Genomic DNA, 20,002 nt, shown 5'->3' on the forward strand with positions numbered 1-20,002 from the left:
CGATTATTTTTCGACATATCGCATTTCTTCCGATTCTTGAGCGTTAGTCGATTTAGCAAATAAATGATCCGTTACGATAACAGCGACTGAAAGCGTGAGTGCAAGGGCACCGATCCAGGGCAAGTACTGCAACAAACCATTCGTGACTGCGATGCCTCCGATTCCGGCACCTGCTGCCATCCCGATTTGTCCAAATGCGCTATGCAAGCTTAAAACGATACTTGCAGCAGCTGGTGCCAACGTAATCATCCGTAATTGAATCGGTGTACCAGAAGACCAAGCCGTCAATGCCCAAAGAATGAGGAGGATATAAAAGGCAGATGCAACGTGACCAAGCAGTGGGAACAGTAGCAGTACGATGGCATGTAGTGCCGTCCCACCGACAAGCGTCCAAAACGTGCCCCATTTATCCGTACCGATTCCACCGAGCTTAGAACCAAACGCACTAGCGATTCCAAACAGGAACAACGCTGTCGTGACGGCTTGATCACTCTTATGAAAGACATCTAAAAAATAAGGAGAAATATAGGTAAAGACGATTGAATAGGAACCCAACCAAAGAAACGTAATCAATAAATAAGCAACTATTCGCGGTTGTACGAAGAATTGAAGTTGTTCGCGTAACGGAACAGGTTCTTCTGCGACCGTTTGAGGAATCCAAACGAACGTTAAAAGTGCCAAGATGACTCCGATGATTCCAAGGCCAGCGAAAATGATATGCCACTCATAATGAGAGGCGATGACGCGACCAATCGGGACACCGACGACTAGTGCCGTACTGTTACCCATGACGACAGTTGCGATGGCGTTTCCTTGTTTTCCCGGTGCGGCAAGGACAGCGGCAAGTGTTAATAGGGTGACTTGAATGACACCGGCACAAAGCGCCGATAGAATACGTGCGCCAATCAACAGCTCATAACTGGATAAGAAGGTAATCCATACGTTGATGATGGAGAACAAGCTAAGCGTATAGACCAGTAATTTTTTTCGATCGAGTCGCGCTGTCAAAGCAATTAAAAAGGGCGTGCCAGCTCCGAAAGCGATCGAGAAGACCGTGATTAACTGTCCAGCTGACGAGACAGATATATGGTTTGAATGTGCAATGCGATCCAATATTCCTGCAATGACATATTCCGATGTCCCGTTTAAGAAGCTGATGATGGCAAGTAAATAAATTTTTCCCATGTGTTTCATTATATCTACACCTCACTGTTTCTGTTTCGATTCGTATCCCATTTCATTTAGGCGTTTGAGAAGTTTCATCTGTCCAAGTTGATTTGTGATACTTGGTTATAGTACAGTAGCGATTATGATAAATGAAATGCATCTTTCGCATAGGGGGTATACCAAAAACGTTATGAATAGAGCACAAATCGAATTGATTCTTCAAATTGCTGAGACGGGAAGTTTTACAGCTGCAGGGGAACAGTTACACATGACACAACCAGCGGTCAGTCGGACGATTGCCTCAGTCGAGGCACAACTTGGAACGAAACTAATCAAACGGGATAAGAAAAAAGGACTGTTCTTCACCGAGGTGGGCGAGCAGGTTCTCGTCATTTTAAGGCGCATCAATAGTGAATTTCATAAAGTGGATGAATTGATTGCGTCGGAACAAGGACTAGCGATCGGAAAGGTCCATGTCGGGGTTTATAAAACGGCGTATACACGTTTTTTACCGAAAATTATTCGAACGATGGATGAGCGGTATCCGGGACTTGAAGTCAAACTGTGGGAAGGAACCGTTGACCAAATCAAGCAATGGTTGCGGACCGACTGCGTAGATGTCGGGATCGTCAAGTCTCCAGAAGAGGAATTTGATCGTTTTTCTTTTGTATCAGATGAATGGGTCGTCGTGTTACCCGAACACCATCGTTTAGCACATCAAGCATCGATCAGTCTGCTCGATCTGGCGGAAGAGTCGCTCTTGATTGAACAAGTGGAGACGAAGCAGCAGGTGCAGATGTTATTTCAAGATCAAGGTCTTGTACCACAGGTGCGTTATGAAATGCAACATCTCGAAACGGGACTTAAGATGATGGAAGAAGGACTAGGTGTAGTCATCACGACACGACAAAGTATCGCTGAATCTGAATTATCGAGCGAAAGTCTAATTCGTCAACTGGAAACGAACGAAACGCCAGATATTAAGATTGCAGTACGAAATAAGAAAGAGATGTCGAAGGCGACGGAAGTATTCATCGAAACAGCGCAATCGTTGTTCGCTGAAACAGTGGATCGTCCATAACAAATCGTAATGAGCTAAAGGAGAGATATAATAACATGCATCGACATATCGTTTCGATTCAAGGCGGCATGGCTTCCGGGAAGACGACGCTTGCGCGAGCGCTCGAAGACGCTTACCCAGAGTTGCATGTCTATTATGAAAATCCATATCCTATCGTTCAAAAACGAAAGGAGCTCGGGTTAGACATCCGAACCGAAGATGGATTCGTTGAGAATCAACGCTTGTTCATTCAAGCGGAACTCGAACGGTTTCGCCACTTTCCGGACGGACACATCGTATTAGACCGTGGTCCGGAAGATCTTGAATTCTATACGCTCCATTATCCACAGGTGCATGGGCAAGACTGGGATATGGAATCTCGTTTAAAGGCGGAACTTGAGGCATTAAGAGAGTGTCGATCCGACCAGATTCTTTATTTACGCGCGACAGACCAACTCTTACAAACGCGTCGGGACGCTGATCAAACAAGAACTCGCCAATCCTTTGCACAGCACGAACCGCTCTGGGCACTTGAAGAGAAATGGTATAAACAGTTTCCGGTCTGTCCGATTGATACGACAGCGAAAACGCCGGAGCAAGTCCGAGAAGCAGCAGTTCATCAGCTATCTTCCATCGGATTCTTAAGAAGGGAGAAAGAGATATGAAATGGAAAAGGACGACCTATCCCCTCATCGAGGGACAAGACGAAAAACAGATCTACTGGATAGAAAAAGGAGAAACGGTTCAGATCGGACAGACCTACGAAACGATTCGGTTAGAAAAGACATCACATCAATCCATCCTAGTACGGGAGCAAAAATTGGTGTCAGAAAAAATCGGCAATCGAACGATCCGCCTGACGATTGATGCAGAAGACTATACGCCACTCGAATTCGTCGAGTACCAAGATGGCGTCCAAACCGTGCATGCGTTGTATCGAGCGGATGCAGTCGTAATTACGCGAGGCAATGAGCAGTCTGTCCTACCGATTCATACCGAAAGTGTTGATCTGTTTTCAATCGAATTGTTGTTGCGAGCATTACCACTAGCTGTTAACTCGACGCTATCGTTTAGCGGTTTTAGTGCCGTTTCCGGACGTGAGGTGCCAGTTCAAGTACATCCTTTGCGGTACGATCGATTGACGACCGAATCAGGCGAACACGTAGAGACACTTTGCGTCCACGTTGCGTTTGGTGAACGTGTTCAGTATTACTGGATTGATCCAGTCAAGCGGGAGTTGTTAAAACAGTCCTCACAAATCGCAGACGGAGTCTCGTTGGAATTTCGTCGATGAAAAAGGAGCAATGAAACGGTAGACCGTCTCATTGCTCCTTGTCTGTTATAGCTGAAAATGATGTTGCATCGCTTCAAAAATCCGCTTACTCGCCTTTGTATCATCAAACGCATAGATGTGACTGAGATTGCGCTTAAAGCGTTTCGGCATCTTCGATTCGCGTAGTGATTCCATCAAGGTTTCTCTGGATTCGATGACGTCTCCTGGTAATAAGTCTGTCGATTCCCCGGCGTTATCTTCACCGATCAAGACAGGTGGGCGATAGTAGAGTACCTTTTTGTGCATCAAGGAGAAATCGAGACCGACACTCGAATAGTCGGTGATCAACACATGATGATTTTCAAGTAGCTCCTTGACTGTGAACGCATCCTGACTGATGACATCGATGAAGTCCGAGTGGAACAAGTGGCTGAATTTTTGGAAGTTGCGATGAAGGTAGAACGAGACTTCGTATTTGTTGTCCATCACTAAGCTTTTCAACCGTTCGTCCGTGATTAACGCTTGAAACTCCTGATAATAGTCACTTTCCATGAACTGTTCGTCTGGGTACGTATCAAGTTTCGGTCGCCACGTTGGCATGATCAACAGCTTTTTTCGGTTCTTATATCGCTTGAGCCAACGTGATCGTTCAGTGATTAATTGATCGAATCGGGCAAGACCTGTCACGATGATTTCGTCAGGATGAAAACCGTAATCGCGAACGATGAGCTGTTTCTCCCGCTCCGAGGAGACGACGAATAAATCAGTAAATGGATGTGGCGATTTTTTACCGTAAATATGACTGACATCTTTTGACCCGATGACGCCGTGTTGTAGGAACAGCTTTTGTTTCGTTTGAATCAGTGCTTCCGTATGATAGGTAGCAAACGGTAAGGCATAACTCGATGAATGCGTATGACATAAAACGTCCGCAGCCTGAACGACCTCGATATTCTCCGGAGATTTATAGAACACGATATGGTTCTCATATCCGGCAAGATTTTTGAGGTCCGGACTCGACCGACTGATGATGTAGTAGATGTTGAACTGTTTCCGGTGCTGGTCAACAAGGTACTTGAAGAAAATCATCCCATTATCTTGTGCTTTATCCGGGTATTCATAACAGACGATCGTCTTCTTAGTTGGATCCAGTCCAAGTAACGGTCGGGGTTCTGCATAATATTCGACAGTCTCGACTGGCACCGGGATTAGACGCATTGCAAGGCGTTCCGACACGGTCGAATAGGGACGAACCAACACATCGTATTGCTCATTTAACGGCAACCAGTGCTCGTCATGCAAGAGTTCTGGATGATTTTTAAAGTGACGAATCCGGGGTGTGAATCCAGATATCGGCATCTCGTGAATCGAAAAGCCAAATAAAAGATCATAGATGTTCGCGTTAAAGGCATCGTATGTATACCGGTCACCGAGCAACTGCTCAACGAGTTCTTTATCGATCACGGCTTCGACTTCGGTTCTGAAGCGACAGGCATCGACTGGTGTGACGGTGAAGCGTTCAATCGATAGAGCGATTTTTTGTTCCTGATGTCTGAATTTAACGAAGCAACTTGGTTGCGCGACTGCGACATACTTCGAGTGAAACGAAAACTTCAATAGAAGCACGTCGTCTTGATGCGTCATGCCCTCAAACTGGACATCTCGGTCGTAAAAATTCATGATGGACGGTTTTTTGTTATAGATCAGACTGAGCTCATCGTCCTGATCGATGAAGATGAAATAGGAGTGTTTCCCTTGTTTGATGTAACTGTTCGGTGCGATGTCCAGTGGCTTGGAAAGATGTTTGAATGAAATCGGTGTACCTGTCTCATCGACGAATTTAATAGGATGATTCTTTTTTCGGAAGATACTGAGTAACGCATCGACCGATAGCGAAAAACCTGTTTCTGTTTGTTGTACAGGTATATGTTGTTCGTTAATAGCTAAATATAGGGTTTGTTGCGGGAGATTCTCGATCAAAAACGTATGGTCACGACAGGTGATTTTCATTGATGCATGGCTTCCTTTCTCACTCTGAATCATATGGTATATCTGTTACATCCTTCACCATACAATATCTTCCGATTTCTGCAAAGATGTAGTTTGAATGGAAATCAGTGAAGTGTCGTTTATCTTCTTAAACTTGTTGGGTAGAATCGACCGCTCGTTCAGTTTTACGAACTACTAGTTGCAGAACCATGACAATGATTGGATATTATGCAAAAATAATTGACTTTGTTCGTAAAAAAGGAGATAAATAGAAATTGTATTGGTTTTAACTGTCTGAACAAGACACGTTTAGAAAATAGCAGATTCGGTAACATATATGGGTTGACCTCACACAAAAAAAGAGAGATCGATCTTAAAGGGTAGAGGAGAGTAATTACAGATGCTGTATACTGTTACATCGACATTACCACCGAAACACGGTGGTAGAACGAAATCACTGTTGAGTCGGATTGCACTCATGGAAAAAGAATTGAGTGTTGGTTCGACGATCGTCACGACGAACTACAATGCCAACTACATGGAAGTGTACGAACAGTTCCGAGCTGAAGAAAAAGTCGGTCCAATGGTCCAATTCGAAAACATTTATGATTGGTTATCCGATTATAAATTATTGAGCATTCCGACAACCCGTTTTCGGAACAAGCCGATCGTCAAAGAATCGGCGCGTGAAATCGAAGGGTTGAAAAGCGTTGAGAAAAAAGGCAGTGATGCCGTTCGCTATTATGATGAAGAGGGTGAATACGTCCTCTATCGTAAATTCTATCCGGAGACGCAAGTCGTCGAATTCGAAGATTTCATGACGAAAGCATCGCCTAAAAAGGTCGAGCGCTGGGAATACAACGTCTACGGTCAATTGCACCGCAAGACGATCTACTCACCCGTCCATCACGGGAAAATGATGGAGGAGTTGTATGATTCAGAAGGTGCTGTCTATTGTAAGAAGTTCTACAATGAAATGGCACGTCCGAAACTCGTCTTGATTCAATTATATCGAAACGGCAGAATGTACAAAGCGTTCAAAAAAGAAAAGGATTTGTTTGAATACTACTTCAACCGTCTGTTTAAAGATGGCGATGTTTTGTTCGTCGATGCTCGTTTACTCGATCGCTCGATTCTCAACATCAAAGCAGCCGTCAAACGCGTCATGGTCATCCATAACTCGCATTTAGATGGTTCAAACGTCAAAGGGTCGTACGCGACGATGTTCTCAGAATCTGATAAGGTGACACGTTTCATCAGTCTGACGAATCACCAAAAAGAAGACATCTTAGAACGGTATAACATCCCGGAAGAGAAAATCTCCATCATTCCGCATTTCATCGTTCCGGAACAAGCGCAACGACGTGACCAGGTCAAAGATCAATTCTGTTTCATCGGTCGATTCGGTCTGCAAAAACAGATGGATCATTTAATCAAGAGTTATGCACTTTTCAAACAGTCGGGTCACGCGACAAAACTCGTCCTTTACGGCATGGATGAACAAGGGCAACTCGCGATGATGGAACGCTTGATCGAGGAGTTCGGTTTACAGGACGATATCGAAATCCACGGTTTTACGTCGAATCCGGCAGAAGTGTTCCGTGAATCGAAAGCCTCGTTGTTAACGAGTGAATTTGAAGGATTCGGGCTGACGGTCATGGAAAGTATCAATGTCGGCTGTCCGGTCATCTCCTATGATGTGAAATACGGACCACGTGAAATCATCGCCCATGGCGAAAACGGATATCTCGTTCCAGCCAATGACATGGAAGCCTTCGCACAAGCGATGGTACAACTCGTCGAACAACCACTCGAGCGGGTCGAGACGAAGCCATCCCTGTACCTTGAGACGGCTGTAAAGAATTATGGACGATTACTAGAAGAATTGAACAACTAAATCTACTACTTGAACGATGAAGAGGATGAACGATATGAAAAAGATCACAAAAGCCATTATTCCAGCAGCAGGACTTGGAACGCGTTTCTTACCTGCGACAAAAGCAATGCCAAAAGAAATGTTACCGATACTTGATAAACCAACGATTCAGTATATCGTCGAAGAAGCCGCAAAAGCCGGCATCGAAGATATCATCATCGTCACGGGTAAACATAAACGAGCCATCGAAGATCATTTCGATAACCAAAAAGAACTCGAAATTACGCTCGAAAATTCCGGTAAAACGGAATTGCTCGAGAAAGTTCAATTCTCAACGAACCTTGCGAATATCTTTTATGTCCGCCAAAAAGAACAAAAAGGTCTCGGGCATGCCATTCTGACGGCAAAACAATTCATTGGGAATGAACCGTTTGCTGTCTTACTCGGGGACGATATCGTCGAGTCAGACAATCCGGCAATCAAACAATTGATGGACGTTTACGAACAGACGGAAAAATCGGTCATTGGTGTACAAGAAGTTCGTCCGGAAGATACGCATCGTTATGGCATCATTGATCCGGTCTCACAAGACGGACGACTGTATGATGTAAAACAATTCGTCGAAAAGCCGGCACACGGGACAGCACCATCAAATCTTGCGATCATGGGACGTTATGTGCTGACACCGGATATCTTTGATTACCTTGCGAATCAAGAAGAAGGGGCAGGCGGCGAAATCCAATTGACGGATGCGATTGAACGCTTGAATGCGGATAGCCAAGTCTACGCGTATGATTTCGAGGGTAATCGTTATGACGTCGGAGAGAAACTCGGTTTCGTCAAGACAACGATTGAATATGCGTTGAAAGATGCAGAGATGCGTGACGAGCTGAAAGCTTTTATCAAGACACTAGATATTTAAATGACGAACCACCCTGACATGATGCAGGGTGGTTTTATTTAGAATTTAACAAGTTAATCGAGAAAAATAATATAACTTAAATTCATTTTTGTGATATTTTTTAATTTTTATAGCATATTTAGCTATTTTTATTCAGATTTTTTGAATAGATAAAGTAAAAGAGATTTTACTGTAATATAATCAAATATTTTTTTTACTTCATTCGTTAATACAGTTAATTAATATTCGATATGAGGTGATAAGATATTTTGGTAGCGTATTTCTACTAAAATATAGAGGTATAAAAAAGGAGTAAATAAAATGAAATTAAAAAAATTATTCGTACCAACGGTCGTAACAGGTATTTTGATTTCAAGCTCTCAATTTGTATTAGCAGAGGCTAATACAGTTGAAACAAGCTCAAATGCTAACACTGAAGAAGCAACTATCACTAAAGACAATGTTGGTGATATTGAAGTTACAGAATATGAATATAATAAACCTATATTGACTGACTATGAGAGTGTCGATTTAGTTAGGAAAGCCTACATTCCTTATGATGGACGTGATTATAGTCCATACCAAACAAAAAAATACACGCAAATTGACTGGAAAGCAGAGCTTAAAAATGGAGGAAAGACATCTGATACTGTAACAAAACTTATCTCGAGAAGTCAGTTTTGTAATGGGAAAATTGGTGCTGAAGCTTCAGTAAAACTAAATATGCCATTAATTGAAGATAAGATTAAATTTAATGCAGAGGTAAGTTTTGGTACAACTACAGTAGATTCTGTATCATATACTTGGACTATTCCACCAAAGCACACAACTTATATTAGTTTTGGATCGAAAGCAGTCAAAACGATGGGTACAGTATCTGTATATAAACGAGGTTCACTATCTAAATCGGAAGCAATAGATGTAAAATATTCTACTCGTGTATATTATGCTAAAAGCTAAAGATGAACAAATTTTATATTAAAAAAATTGTAATCTTCTGCGCAATATGTTTACTTATACTTTTATTTATTATTGCTACGTTTAAGTTTGAAAAAGACGAACGGACTACTAAAAAAAATATAACTGAAGAAAAGTATACATCAGTTAATCAATACGTTTCTGAAATACAAGGTAATCAATTTAAAAGGACAGAATTACAAGTTAAACTTATAGACAGTAATAGTGTTGATTTGAAAATGAAAATGAAGTTATCCAAACATTTATTTAAGATATTCAAACTCACAAAAAACCAACCAACTTTTAGTTTTGCTGCGAATATGAATCAAGATGTACTGAGTAAGTTTGTTTTGAAAAAATCTCCTGAAGTCGTAAAGGTTAACTTTCAATTAGATTCGAATCAGGTGATGCATATCCATCAAAAGTTATACTTGAATGCACCAATATCAAGTAAAACGAAACCATTATTTTTGGATACACGTAATTATCAATTCTTATTTTTAAATGAGCGACAGCAAGCGGTAGCAATTTTGTTTGATTTAAACTTATCGACGTGGCAATAAAGTTACAGAATAGTAATTAGATCTTGTTTTGAATAGAAAAAGATTATGATTGTTTCAGAATGGAGAGGATGAAAATGTTATCTTGGCTAGGTATTAAGAAAGCGAATAGCGCAGGACGTCCATTTTTTGCAGGTGTCGAGAAATCGACGGTCTTCTTAATTTTATTAATATCCCTTGCCGTTCTCAATAGTGTGAGGTAGATCCTCAAATTTCTCATTCCAACATCCTTTTTCAATGACCCCATCGTTTCGGTCTTACCAAGTGTAATTGGAATCCTATCAGCTATTGTATTCGTGTTTTTGGTCGAACGACTGATAAGCGATGAGTCTAACCCTGCTGAATAATCGTCGAAACCATCCTCAAGTAGGATGGTTTTCGCGCATTATAACAGGTTCTTGTTGTAAAATGAGGAGGACAATGGAACAGGTAAGGGGCGAACGGACATGACGAAACGATCCATCCAAGATGCTGCTTTTTTGGGCAAACGAAAACAAGTAATGCGCTGCATCGAACGTGGTGACGATCTGAACGAACTGGATGAAGAAGGATTTGCAGCACTTCATTGGGCGATTCAGGAAGGGTACCTACGGATCGTCGAATTGTTGCTCGATCACGGGGCGGATGTTAACCTTCCGAATCAGGACGGGATGTCACCGTTGCATATTGCGCTTTATGATCAAAAGACCGACATTGCGTTACTTTTGATCAAGCGAGGTGCTCATCTTGATTTAGATGAACACGGATTCTCAGCGCTTCATATAGTAGCGGGACGGTCCGGCAATAAAAAAGTCTTACGGAAATTAGCACAGAACGTCGAGTTGTTACATCAACGGACCGATGACGGGGAAGGTGTGACACCGCTCCATTATGCGGCGCAAGAAGGTAAATCGAAAAAAGTCCAGCTGTTACTGGAGGCAGGAGCAGAAGTCGATGCTGTCGGACTAGATGGATTTACACCGTTGTATCTCGCCGTCGGGAATAATTATCCGAAAGCGGTCAAGGTTCTCTTAAAGGCGGGAGCTGATATCGAGGCGGAAAACATCGCAGATGGGGATACGGCAGTCCTCGCTTTAGCGAGCGCTTATGGCTATGAACGCGTCGTTCGATTATTACTCTCTTATGGAGCCGATCCATTGCATCGAAATGAAGACGGGCGGACAGCGCGTGATGCGGCACTGGATAATGAACACCATCAGATTGCGGAGATTTTACGACAAAAAGAGATTGATGCATTGTCTGAGGAAGAGAATAAGTGAACGATGGACGATTAAACAGGAAACATCTGCGGATGCTTCCTGTTTTTATTTTTTAAAAGGACATTCAAATCGCTTTGTCAAAATAAAGATAGGAGAACACTTATTCGTCATCGAAAGGAAGGATACATAATGAACGCAAAGGATTGGATGGTATGGAATTTAAATGAAGTGAGAAGAAGAAGCATCAAAGTCTGGTGTTCGATTCCTGAAGATAAGCTGAACTGGAAACCGGATGAGAACGCCATGACGTGTTTTGAGATGATCCGTCATGTGTTAGATAGCGAGTATTATTATTACTTAGCCTTACAAAATGGAGGCAGTCTATCGTCGTATGAGTCTCCGTTTGAAGGGCGTGACTTCGTATCCGTGCAAGAAGAGCTAGACTTTGCGGAGGTCTATCGGGAGGAATTCATGACATATGTCGGGCGACTACCGGAATCAGATTTAGCAACGGTCCAGATTGATCGTTCCGAATCAGGTTATGTCCGTTCGCTTGGTGATATGCTGTTACGAATTGCTTATCATGAAGCAGTGCATACAGGACAGCTACTCGATTATTTGAGAACGGCAGACATTGAGCGTGTGCGGATTTGGGACTAAGGTAGGTGAATGAGAAAATAATGGTAGTACTATGAGCTACCGATGCTAGGGGGATGAAATTCTTGAATATACGTTTAGCCACGTCCAAAGACATGAAGGTAATAGCAAAAATTTACGTTGATACGTGGAGGACGACATACGCCGGTTTAGTACCCGATGTATATTTGAAACAACTCTCGGTTCAACGAGCTGAACAAAAATGGACACAGTTTTTGAACGATTCCTCACAAGATACGTTCCTATATGTGGTATTGAACGAACAGGGAATCACAGTGGGATTCGCAGCAGCTCAGATTCATGCTGATGATGGAGTACGGATAGGAGAGTTATCTGCCCTCTATATATTACCTGAAGCGCACGGTTTAGGGATCGGCAAAAAATTGATGGCGACTATCGCTGCTCATTTCCTGAAAGCAGATGTCTTCTCGATGCTAGTTTGGGTAATGAAAAAGAACGAGTCGGGACGAGCATTTTACAAACGACTCGGAGGTAAATACATAGATCATCGCCAGAGTCGTTTTGGGAATGTCACGGTTAAAGATGAAGCATATGAATGGCTGGATATTACCACGCTTGTCCGTCATCAGAATTAAAAACAAGGAGGAAGTACGATGCATCTGTACTTCCTCCTTGTATGAATCACAGACTCCATTTCATTAGTAATCCAGCTTGTGTCAAACCGCCACCAAATCCATATAATAGAAGCAAGTCACCCGTTTTGATTTTCCCTTCGGTAACACCTATATCTAAAGATAAGGGAATGGAGGCAGCGGAGGTATTTCCGAAATGGATGAGACTGTAAAGCGCTTTATCAAAAGGAACATTGCTTTTTTCGCAAATCGATTGAATCATGCGTAGATTTGCACTGTGCGGAATGAACCAATCGATTTGATCCAAAGTCATCGATGCCTGATCCACTACTTGTTTCATTCCACGAGGAACCGTGCTGACCGCCCACTTGTAAACTTCGCGTCCATTTTGGATGAGTTTATTAGTGGGAATGATAGGATCTTCGAACATGTGATTTGACAAGTTCGAGCAATAGAGACTGGCTCCTTTTTCCCCTTCCGAGTTCAAGTAGAATGAAATAAAGTCAGACTGGACTTCATCGCGTTCCACAAGAACCGCTCCACTACCATCTCCAAATAAAATGCATGTGTTTCGATCGGCATAGTCAGTGATGTTAGAGAGTGTTTCTGCTCCGATGACGAGAATTTTTTTATGAAGACCAGATGAAATTAACCCGTTCGCCAGGTGTAATCCGTATGTAAATCCTGCACATGCGGCGTTCAAATCAATTACACCTGCATGATTGATACCGAGTTTTGCTTGTACCAATGATGCAGTACTTGGTGTCTTAAAATCGGGTGTCATCGTACAGATGATGATCATATCAACATCTTGAAATTCTGTATTGTAACGCTGTTTTAAATTCATGGCTGCTTGATAGGCAAGATCACTTGTCGATTCAGTCTGACCCGCGATTCTTCGTTCTTTGATGCCTGTGCGTTGCACTATCCATTCATCATTTGTTTCTACTAGTTTCTCTAAATCATGGTTCGTCATAATTTGATTTGGAACGTAAGAGCCGATCGCTGTTACTCGAGCATGATATGCAGTCATAAATGGTTCCTCCCTGTAAAAAGATGTTATACTTGGTTTTAGTACTAGGTACTAATTTAAGCGAATTTTCGTTTAAACACAAGGAATATAACTTATCGTACACATCATCAATTCGATTAGATGAAAAAAAGAGCGGTCTTTAGCGGATGCTCGAAAGGAGTAAGGAAGGATGATTGGAATCAGCATCGCCACCACATGGGAGTTCGACGCGACGATTGCATATTTTCATGTCTCGCCTGAAGAAAGAATCGTCTATCCGTATGGTGAATACTTTACGCGCGAGATGAATGGGGAAACGCTCTTGTTTTACAGCACAGGCGTTCGAAAAGTAAATGGCATCGGTGCGAACCAATATATGATCCTCCGTTTCTCATTGACGAAGGTCATCGTTGCCGGAACGTGTGCCGGGATTGACCCGAGGTACGACGAACTTGACATCATCGTTCCAGATCGTGCCGTTCAATATGATTGTACGGTCAAAGAGATTGAACCACTCATTAAACCATCGTTCGTCATCAATCTCGACGTCTCAAAATATGGCAACGACTTTCATCTCGGAACGATCGGAACGGCTGATCGCGCTGTCGTCATGTGGCGAGACTATATCGAACTGCGAGATAACGGTCTGACGATTGCCGATACGGAGGCGGGGGCTGTCGCGTACATCTGTCAGAAAAATGCCGTTGAATGTATCATCATCAAAGGCATTTCCGATTTTCCGACCGAAGAGAAGAACGAGGGTGCTGTCGAAGCAAACGTCGAACAGATGCGGATCTATATCGAGAACACACCAAAAGTCATGCGACGGATTTTTGACGACTACTTGCATCGATTTCTAGCGTAATTCGTAACCGACGCACTTCTTTTACATATTTTCCAAGTTTCTTGCGGCAATATAGTTCATTGGCATTGTATTTTTTGAAATATGTTCTATCATAGTGAATGGAAACGTTTTCTTGAAATGGTGAGTACATACCGAACTGTACAAGAAATGCGCTGCAATCATCAGGATTCGTAGGTGTAGAAGTAGATGGAGGGACATAGAAGCATGCAAGAATGGAAAGTATCTGGTCAGTCTGGGCAGAAACGGATTGATATTGAAAGCCGGTTTCGTCCAGAAATCGAAGGTCTACGCACGGTAGCTGCCTTACTCGTCGCAATTTATCACATATGGTTCAATCGTGTCTCAGGTGGTGTCGATGTCTTCTTCGTCATCTCGGGTTTTTTAATCACGACATCAATCATCTCGACGATCAACCGGACAGGAGAGTTCAAGTTCCTGCCGTATGTGACAAAGTTGCTGAAACGACTGTTGCCATCGGTTTTATTCATCTTAGGAGTCGTTTTGGTATTAAGTACGTTTTTATTACCAGCATCGATTCTCGGTAAAACGATTCGTGAAGTCGTCGCCTCGATGTTCTTTTATCAAAACTGGCAACTCGCCGTCTCAAGTACTGATTACTTGGACGCGACGCAAATGAAGTCACCCGTCGAACATTTTTGGGCGTTATCGATCCAGTGGCAATTTTATATGATTTGGTTCGTTTTGTTTTCGTTCATCTTATGGATGATGAACAAATATCAGATTCGCTCAATTAAAGCCGTCCTCAATGGTCTGCTTGGATTCTTGTTCGTCACGTCACTCGCGTACTCGATCTATCTGACTGAAGTCAATCAGCCATGGGCGTATTTCATTACGCCGACACGGGTTTGGGAATTCGCCTTAGGCAGCTTGTTATGCGTGAACTTATCGGCGATCCGTATTCCGAAATGGGTGGCAACGATTATCGGCTGGATTGGTCTGATCGGTTTGCTGACGACCGGCGTCCTGTTTAATGTCTCGCAAATGTTCCCTGGTTACATCGCACTCTGGCCAATGACATGCGCCTTGATGATCGTATTATCAGGGACGCAAGAGACACAGTTCGGATTAAAACGGTTCCTCGGATCTAAACCAATGGTCAAACTTGGGGGGATTGCCTTCGGGATTTATCTCTGGCACTGGGTACTGCTTGAGTTCTATCGCTACAACGTCCAAGAAACACCTGGTCTGCTCATCGGCACATTGATTATCGTCTCGTCGATCGGCTTATCGTATCTGATGACGGAATGGATTGAAAAACCAATCCGGACTTCGACCGTCAATCGGACAGCGTTCAAGAAATTAGGTGCGCTGTTGACGGTCAACGTTTTGTTAATCGGATCATTACTCGGATTCGCTTATATGGAAGAACAAGAGCTGAAACAAGCCGTCAGTAAGAATAAATATCCGGGTGCCTTAGCGATCGAGCAGGCATTGTCTGTACCGAAGCAAGACCCATTCCCGTCGTATGCGAACGTCTTCAATGACTTACCCCTCGTCCATACGGATGGTAGCAACCAAGGGCTGCAAAAGACGGAAGCAAAAGTCGGCGAATACGGGAAGACGAAGGATTATAAAGCAACGATCGCACTCGTCGGTAGCTCGCACTCGGAGCAATGGTTCGGTGCCTTACATGAAGCAATCAAAGGGACGGATATCCGTTTACTCAACCTGACGCGGTCAGGAACACGTTTTTCAACCGGCTATGAACCGGACTCGCTAAAAGGGATATGGAATCAGAACGTCCTGAACTATTTGAAAGATGCCGATGTCGATTTGATCATCTCGCACGTGACGGCAGCGGATGCTTCAAAAGACAGCATCCATCAACAAATGGTCGACCAGATGCAGTTCGTCAAGGACGAGTATGGTATTGATGGATTGGCGCTTCGAGACAATCCACGATACGATTTCAACGTGCTCGAGGCACTGGAAACGACAAGCATCGCTGACACGACGAAACAGATGAACGCTCAACCGAATCAAACGGATGAGGCGTATTGGAAACAATTCGAAAAAACGAACCAGTCGCTCCATAAGCTGGATTTGACGCGTTACTTCCACGTCAAAGGCGAGTACCGTCCCGTTATCGGCAATGTCGTCATCTATCGCGATAACAGCCATATGACGAATACGTATGCGGAAAGTTTTGCTCCGATGTTCAAGAAAAAGCTCAACGAGGTCCTCGCAGAAAAATTAGCGACGGACGAATAAAATATGTAAAACGGCTTGCATCCAGAAAAGGGTGCAAGCCGTTTTTTCATATCATCGGTCAAACAGAGTAACTGCCGTCTGGTTGTTCAAGTAATTCAAGGGTTTGAGTGCGCATCGTTTGATCCGTTTTGAAGTACGCATCGACGACACGAGAAGCGGCAAACCCATCCTCCATCGGACCGTACGTCGCACGGAATGCATCGAGTTGCGCTTGATACATTTTCGTCAGACGCGGAATGTCCGATAAGGCGTGAAGCAAAGCCTCTTCCGTTTCTAAAATCGGTCCTGGAAGATCGTTGTAGTAGTCGAGGTAGAACCCGCGCAGCGTATCGCGGTAGAGATCAAGGTCATACGCATAGAACATCATCGGACGATTCATGTTCGCGAAGTCGAAGAAAACAGAAGAATAGTCCGTGATCAGTAGATCGGTGATCAAGTATAGTTCTTGAATATCCGGATAAGTTGTCACGTCGATGAACTGTTCCCGGTGCTGCGCTGGAATCTTCGGCTTTTTAGTGACGAGCACATGCGTCCGAATCAAGAAGACATACTCATCGCCTAACGCTTCTGCGACCCGGTCGAAATCAAACGGATAGTCGAAGTAGAACTTCCCTTTACCAAGCGACTGATGGTCACGGAAAGTCGGTGCATACAAGATGACTTTCTTGTCTTCCGGCAGTTGAAGCTGCGTCCGGATCCGTTCGATTGTCGCCGCATTATTCGCCGTAAAGAAGAGATCGTTTCGCGGATAACCAGACTCGACGACCGGTCCCCCGTACTGGAACGCACTTCTAAAGATGTTCGTCGCATAGGGACTCGGAGACAAGAGGACGCTCCATTGCTGGATCGCGTTCGTTACACGCTCGACATAGCCTTCGTCCCGTCCATGGATCTCGTCTAAGTCAAACAACATCTTCTTCAAAGGTGTGCCGTGCCACGTCTGGATGTAGGTCGTCTCTTTTCGCCGCGTCATGTAATGCGGGAAGTTCTGATTGTTGACCCAAAACTTCGCCGTCGCCATGTAATAGAAGTAGGCAGGAGATAAGCGTTTGATGACTTTTGCGTTCGGATCTCCGAGATAAAGCTTCTTGTTATAGATCCAGACGACTTTGTAGCCGAGTGCTTGTTTCTTCAGTTCCTCATAAATGTAACGCGGACTGTCCGCGTAATGTTTACCGAGCCCACTCTCGAAGACAACGAGTTTCGGGTCGACCGGCAAGACGCGTTGCATGAGTCGGTATCCAGCCTTCATCGTCGGGAAGTAGAACCGGCTACGACGATAGACCTTAAAGAGGATGTTCGCCGCCTCGTTCGTCTGAATCTTCTCTAAAAGACTCGTCTGTTTCGTATAATTAGCGATTGTTTGATAGACCTGATCAGAGTAAGTCGTATCCGTTTTCGTCAAGAAGACGTCAGCGCGTCGTTTGTATTCATCCGCCATCTTAAAATCACGGCGTGCCGTCGCGTCGAGATCCTCGAACAAGTCATCGATTGTTTTTGAAATCCGACCTGGTAATTCGTTTTCTAGATCGAGATACGAACCGAGAGGACCGATGAAGCGTTTCGGGTCGAATTGCAAGTAATGGACCGGTCGCTTTAAGAAACTGAAGTCAAAAGCGACACTCGAATAGTCGGTGACGAGCAAGAGGCTCTCCTTTAACAATCCTTGAACATCGCGTTCGCCCTGATGGATGACCGTGATCGGTAAGTTCTCGAAGTGACTCGAATATTGCTGCATGTTTGGATGCAGGCAAAGAACGATCTCGAGACGATGCTGTTTCGCGTACGCATGCAAACGGTCACTCGATAGGAACGCTTGGTACTGCTGATAGTATTCTGATTCGAAGAACTGGAGAGGCGTCTGTAGCCACGACCGCCACGTCGGAATGACGAGCATCTGGCGTTTGACCGGGACGTCATTTTTCAAGAGTGCATCAAAGCGAGACAAGCCAGTAATTTTGACCTCGCGCTCAGCGTATCCCATATCTTGTGTGACGAGTCGTTTTTCCCGCTCCGAGCTGACAAGGAACAAATCCGTGTCGAAGGCAGCAGCAAATTTCCCGTATTGATTGTTCATGTTCTTCGTTCCGAGAACCCCGTGTTGGATGAAGACACGATCTGCACGCATCTTGCGTTTGAACGGCTCCGAGCGAAGCGGATACAAGTATTCCGCGTGGTGTGTCCCGATGACCTTCTTTGCCATCAAAGAGTGATAGATGTGTTCCTTCGATTTGATCGGCAAGACGTTTCCGAGCGGAGCGACTTGCGCATATTCGTTCGACGCCGGATCGATGACGTAATAGACCGGTCGCTCCGGATAGGTCTCGCGCATGTATTTGAAGAAGTGGTAACCATTGTCCTGCGCTTTATATGGACGTTCTCCGACGAGCCACGTGTTCTTCTCGGCAAACAGCCGGTAGAGCGGGGCAAACGTCATCAGATGATTCAGATAGGCGTAATTTTCATTCGTGAACTCGGTCATCTCAAATGATAGATTCCGGTGACCGACCGTGTAGTACGGAATGATATGCATCGTCGACGTCTCATCTTTCCCTAACGCTTCCGGTGTCAGCTGACGCGTGATATAACGGGCACGACCGAGACGGTGTAATTTCGGTTTCGATCGGTGATAGAAATCGAGCGTGATGAAAGCATCATAAACCCCTTCTTGCAATTGGGCTGCTTGATGGAGGTGCGACCAGTGAATCTTCGCCGTGTAATGATAGCGATACAATCCGAATTTTTTCGCACTTGCCTCGTTTTGGTACAACCAATCGATTGGGACAGGGACTTGATCGCCACTCTCTCGGTGAACAAGGAGCAACCGTCCCGTCTTGATGAACGCATGACGCATAAAGGCTTTTCCGCTGATGACCGTCGTCGCCTTCGTCTCATTATGGACCGCATCGATTTGAATCTTCGGCTTCATCTGCGGTTCTTTATTCAGCAATAGACGCAGATTGCCTTTTAAATCCGTATACAACTGGACGAATTCGTTGAACGTCTCATCCATCAACGGTGCGAGCGGCGCAGGGATCTGCGTATCAAGGAAACGTCCTAGCAGAATCTCACGGGTGAAGACAGACGCGTCGAGCGTAGCATGACTCGGTAAGCCGTCAGATTCCCATTTCTGTAATTGCTCCGGTGTGAGGTGTTCAACTTTTTTCGTGAACGTAAGCCAAAGCGCAAAACGACCAATCGGATAGAGCGTATCTTGATCGGCTTCGACGGACTCGATCTCAGCGAGACCGTCTTCTTCGACCGTCGGAACGTCCGCCTCTTCTTGCATCTGAGCAACATGCTGACTCAATTGAGACACGATTGAATGCGACAGCTGAAAGGTGAAGCGATGATCGTCCAGTTGGTTCGGCACTTCAAGGACCGTCTCTTGCGATCGATCGCGGATACGTAACGACGTGATCGTCAGCAACGGATCATTCAATTGACCGGATAGCGTATAGTTTGTCGGCGAAGATTGAATCTTTAACGATTCTTTTAATGCCGATCGTTTAAGCTTTTTTTGTTTTTTCGGAAGTACGGAATGTCCAAATTGGAGCACCCGGAGAGCAGATTTAAAAAGCATGGAATCAAGGAACCTCCTACTAAAAGATGTTATATGAAAGCGTTATCTTCCCTTAGCATTCTATCATAATCAATAGCT

16 protein-coding genes are annotated in these 20,002 nt (G+C 44.2%); 12 read left to right on the forward strand and 4 right to left on the reverse strand.

Translation table 11 applies throughout. The features are described from left to right. Positions 1 to 3: 3 nt before the first annotated feature. The gene (locus tag ACN9MT_RS06720) at positions 4 to 1,194 is read right to left on the reverse strand and encodes an MFS transporter (protein WP_426273073.1); all 1,191 of its coding nucleotides are present in this window, start codon (positions 1,192 to 1,194) and stop codon (positions 4 to 6) included. A gap of 163 nt (positions 1,195 to 1,357) precedes the next feature. On the opposite strand from ACN9MT_RS06720, the gene ACN9MT_RS06725 reads away from it, so the two are divergent. The 3 genes from ACN9MT_RS06725 to ACN9MT_RS06735 are packed head-to-tail and all read left to right on the forward strand — an operon-like array spanning position 1,358 to position 3,521. Beyond that, positions 1,358 to 2,248, forward strand: coding sequence for a LysR family transcriptional regulator (locus tag ACN9MT_RS06725; protein ID WP_426273075.1), 891 nt, complete (start codon positions 1,358 to 1,360; stop codon positions 2,246 to 2,248). Positions 2,249 to 2,283: 35 nt separating this feature from the next. Then, the gene (locus ACN9MT_RS06730) at positions 2,284 to 2,892 is read left to right on the forward strand and encodes an AAA family ATPase (RefSeq protein ID WP_426273077.1); all 609 of its coding nucleotides are present in this window, start codon (positions 2,284 to 2,286) and stop codon (positions 2,890 to 2,892) included. After that, positions 2,889 to 3,521: a hypothetical protein gene (locus tag ACN9MT_RS06735; RefSeq protein ID WP_426273079.1), complete on the forward strand. Its 633-nt coding sequence runs from the start codon at positions 2,889 to 2,891 to the stop codon at positions 3,519 to 3,521. Before ACN9MT_RS06730 ends, ACN9MT_RS06735 begins: the two co-directional genes overlap by 4 nt. A gap of 45 nt (positions 3,522 to 3,566) precedes the next feature. Here the strand turns inward: ACN9MT_RS06735 and ACN9MT_RS06740 are convergent, their stop codons facing one another. Then, entirely contained in the window at positions 3,567 to 5,510 is a 1,944-nt protein-coding gene (locus tag ACN9MT_RS06740; protein ID WP_426273081.1) for a CDP-glycerol glycerophosphotransferase family protein, read from the reverse strand. 379 nt (positions 5,511 to 5,889) lie between these two features. On the opposite strand from ACN9MT_RS06740, the gene ACN9MT_RS06745 reads away from it, so the two are divergent. From ACN9MT_RS06745 to ACN9MT_RS06775, 7 genes are all read left to right on the forward strand, one after another. Next, complete coding sequence (locus ACN9MT_RS06745; RefSeq protein WP_426273082.1) at positions 5,890 to 7,386, forward strand: glycosyltransferase; 1,497 nt, start codon at positions 5,890 to 5,892, stop codon at positions 7,384 to 7,386. A gap of 34 nt (positions 7,387 to 7,420) precedes the next feature. Continuing rightward, positions 7,421 to 8,287, forward strand: coding sequence for a UTP--glucose-1-phosphate uridylyltransferase GalU (galU, locus tag ACN9MT_RS06750; RefSeq protein ID WP_426273084.1), 867 nt, complete (start codon positions 7,421 to 7,423; stop codon positions 8,285 to 8,287). A gap of 300 nt (positions 8,288 to 8,587) precedes the next feature. Next, positions 8,588 to 9,226 carry a hypothetical protein gene (locus tag ACN9MT_RS06755; protein ID WP_426273086.1) on the forward strand — a complete coding sequence of 213 codons (639 nt, stop codon included), beginning with the start codon at positions 8,588 to 8,590 and terminating at the stop codon, positions 9,224 to 9,226. A gap of 2 nt (positions 9,227 to 9,228) precedes the next feature. Further along, a complete protein-coding gene (locus tag ACN9MT_RS06760) occupies positions 9,229 to 9,786 on the forward strand; it encodes a hypothetical protein (protein WP_368915123.1) in 558 nt (185 codons plus the stop codon). Positions 9,787 to 10,229: 443 nt separating this feature from the next. Further along, positions 10,230 to 11,042: an ankyrin repeat domain-containing protein gene (locus ACN9MT_RS06765; RefSeq protein ID WP_426273088.1), complete on the forward strand. Its 813-nt coding sequence runs from the start codon at positions 10,230 to 10,232 to the stop codon at positions 11,040 to 11,042. 129 nt (positions 11,043 to 11,171) lie between these two features. After that, positions 11,172 to 11,642: a DinB family protein gene (locus ACN9MT_RS06770; protein WP_308101375.1), complete on the forward strand. Its 471-nt coding sequence runs from the start codon at positions 11,172 to 11,174 to the stop codon at positions 11,640 to 11,642. A 62-nt stretch (positions 11,643 to 11,704) separates the two neighbouring features. After that, a complete protein-coding gene (locus tag ACN9MT_RS06775) occupies positions 11,705 to 12,235 on the forward strand; it encodes a GNAT family N-acetyltransferase (RefSeq protein WP_214729755.1) in 531 nt (176 codons plus the stop codon). Between the two features lie 46 nt (positions 12,236 to 12,281). Here ACN9MT_RS06775 and ACN9MT_RS06780 read toward each other — a convergent pair whose 3' ends face one another. Next, on the reverse strand, positions 12,282 to 13,265 hold the full coding sequence (locus ACN9MT_RS06780; protein ID WP_308101378.1) for a ketoacyl-ACP synthase III: 984 nt from the start codon (positions 13,263 to 13,265) through the stop codon (positions 12,282 to 12,284). 169 nt (positions 13,266 to 13,434) lie between these two features. Between ACN9MT_RS06780 and ACN9MT_RS06785 the strand changes: the two genes are divergently transcribed. Both ACN9MT_RS06785 and ACN9MT_RS06790 read left to right on the forward strand, forming a co-directional pair. After that, the gene (locus ACN9MT_RS06785) at positions 13,435 to 14,109 is read left to right on the forward strand and encodes a permease (RefSeq protein ID WP_426273091.1); all 675 of its coding nucleotides are present in this window, start codon (positions 13,435 to 13,437) and stop codon (positions 14,107 to 14,109) included. Between the two features lie 204 nt (positions 14,110 to 14,313). Beyond that, a complete protein-coding gene (locus tag ACN9MT_RS06790) occupies positions 14,314 to 16,341 on the forward strand; it encodes an acyltransferase family protein (protein WP_426273093.1) in 2,028 nt (675 codons plus the stop codon). A gap of 58 nt (positions 16,342 to 16,399) precedes the next feature. Here the strand turns inward: ACN9MT_RS06790 and ACN9MT_RS06795 are convergent, their stop codons facing one another. Next, positions 16,400 to 19,924, reverse strand: a complete 3,525-nt coding sequence (locus ACN9MT_RS06795; RefSeq protein ID WP_426273095.1) for a CDP-glycerol glycerophosphotransferase family protein — start codon at positions 19,922 to 19,924, stop codon at positions 16,400 to 16,402. Positions 19,925 to 20,002: the final 78 nt, after the last annotated feature.

Source organism: Exiguobacterium sp. R-17, from assembly GCF_049913315.1.
In the GTDB taxonomy this organism is placed as follows: Bacteria; Bacillota; Bacilli; order Exiguobacteriales; family Exiguobacteriaceae; genus Exiguobacterium_A.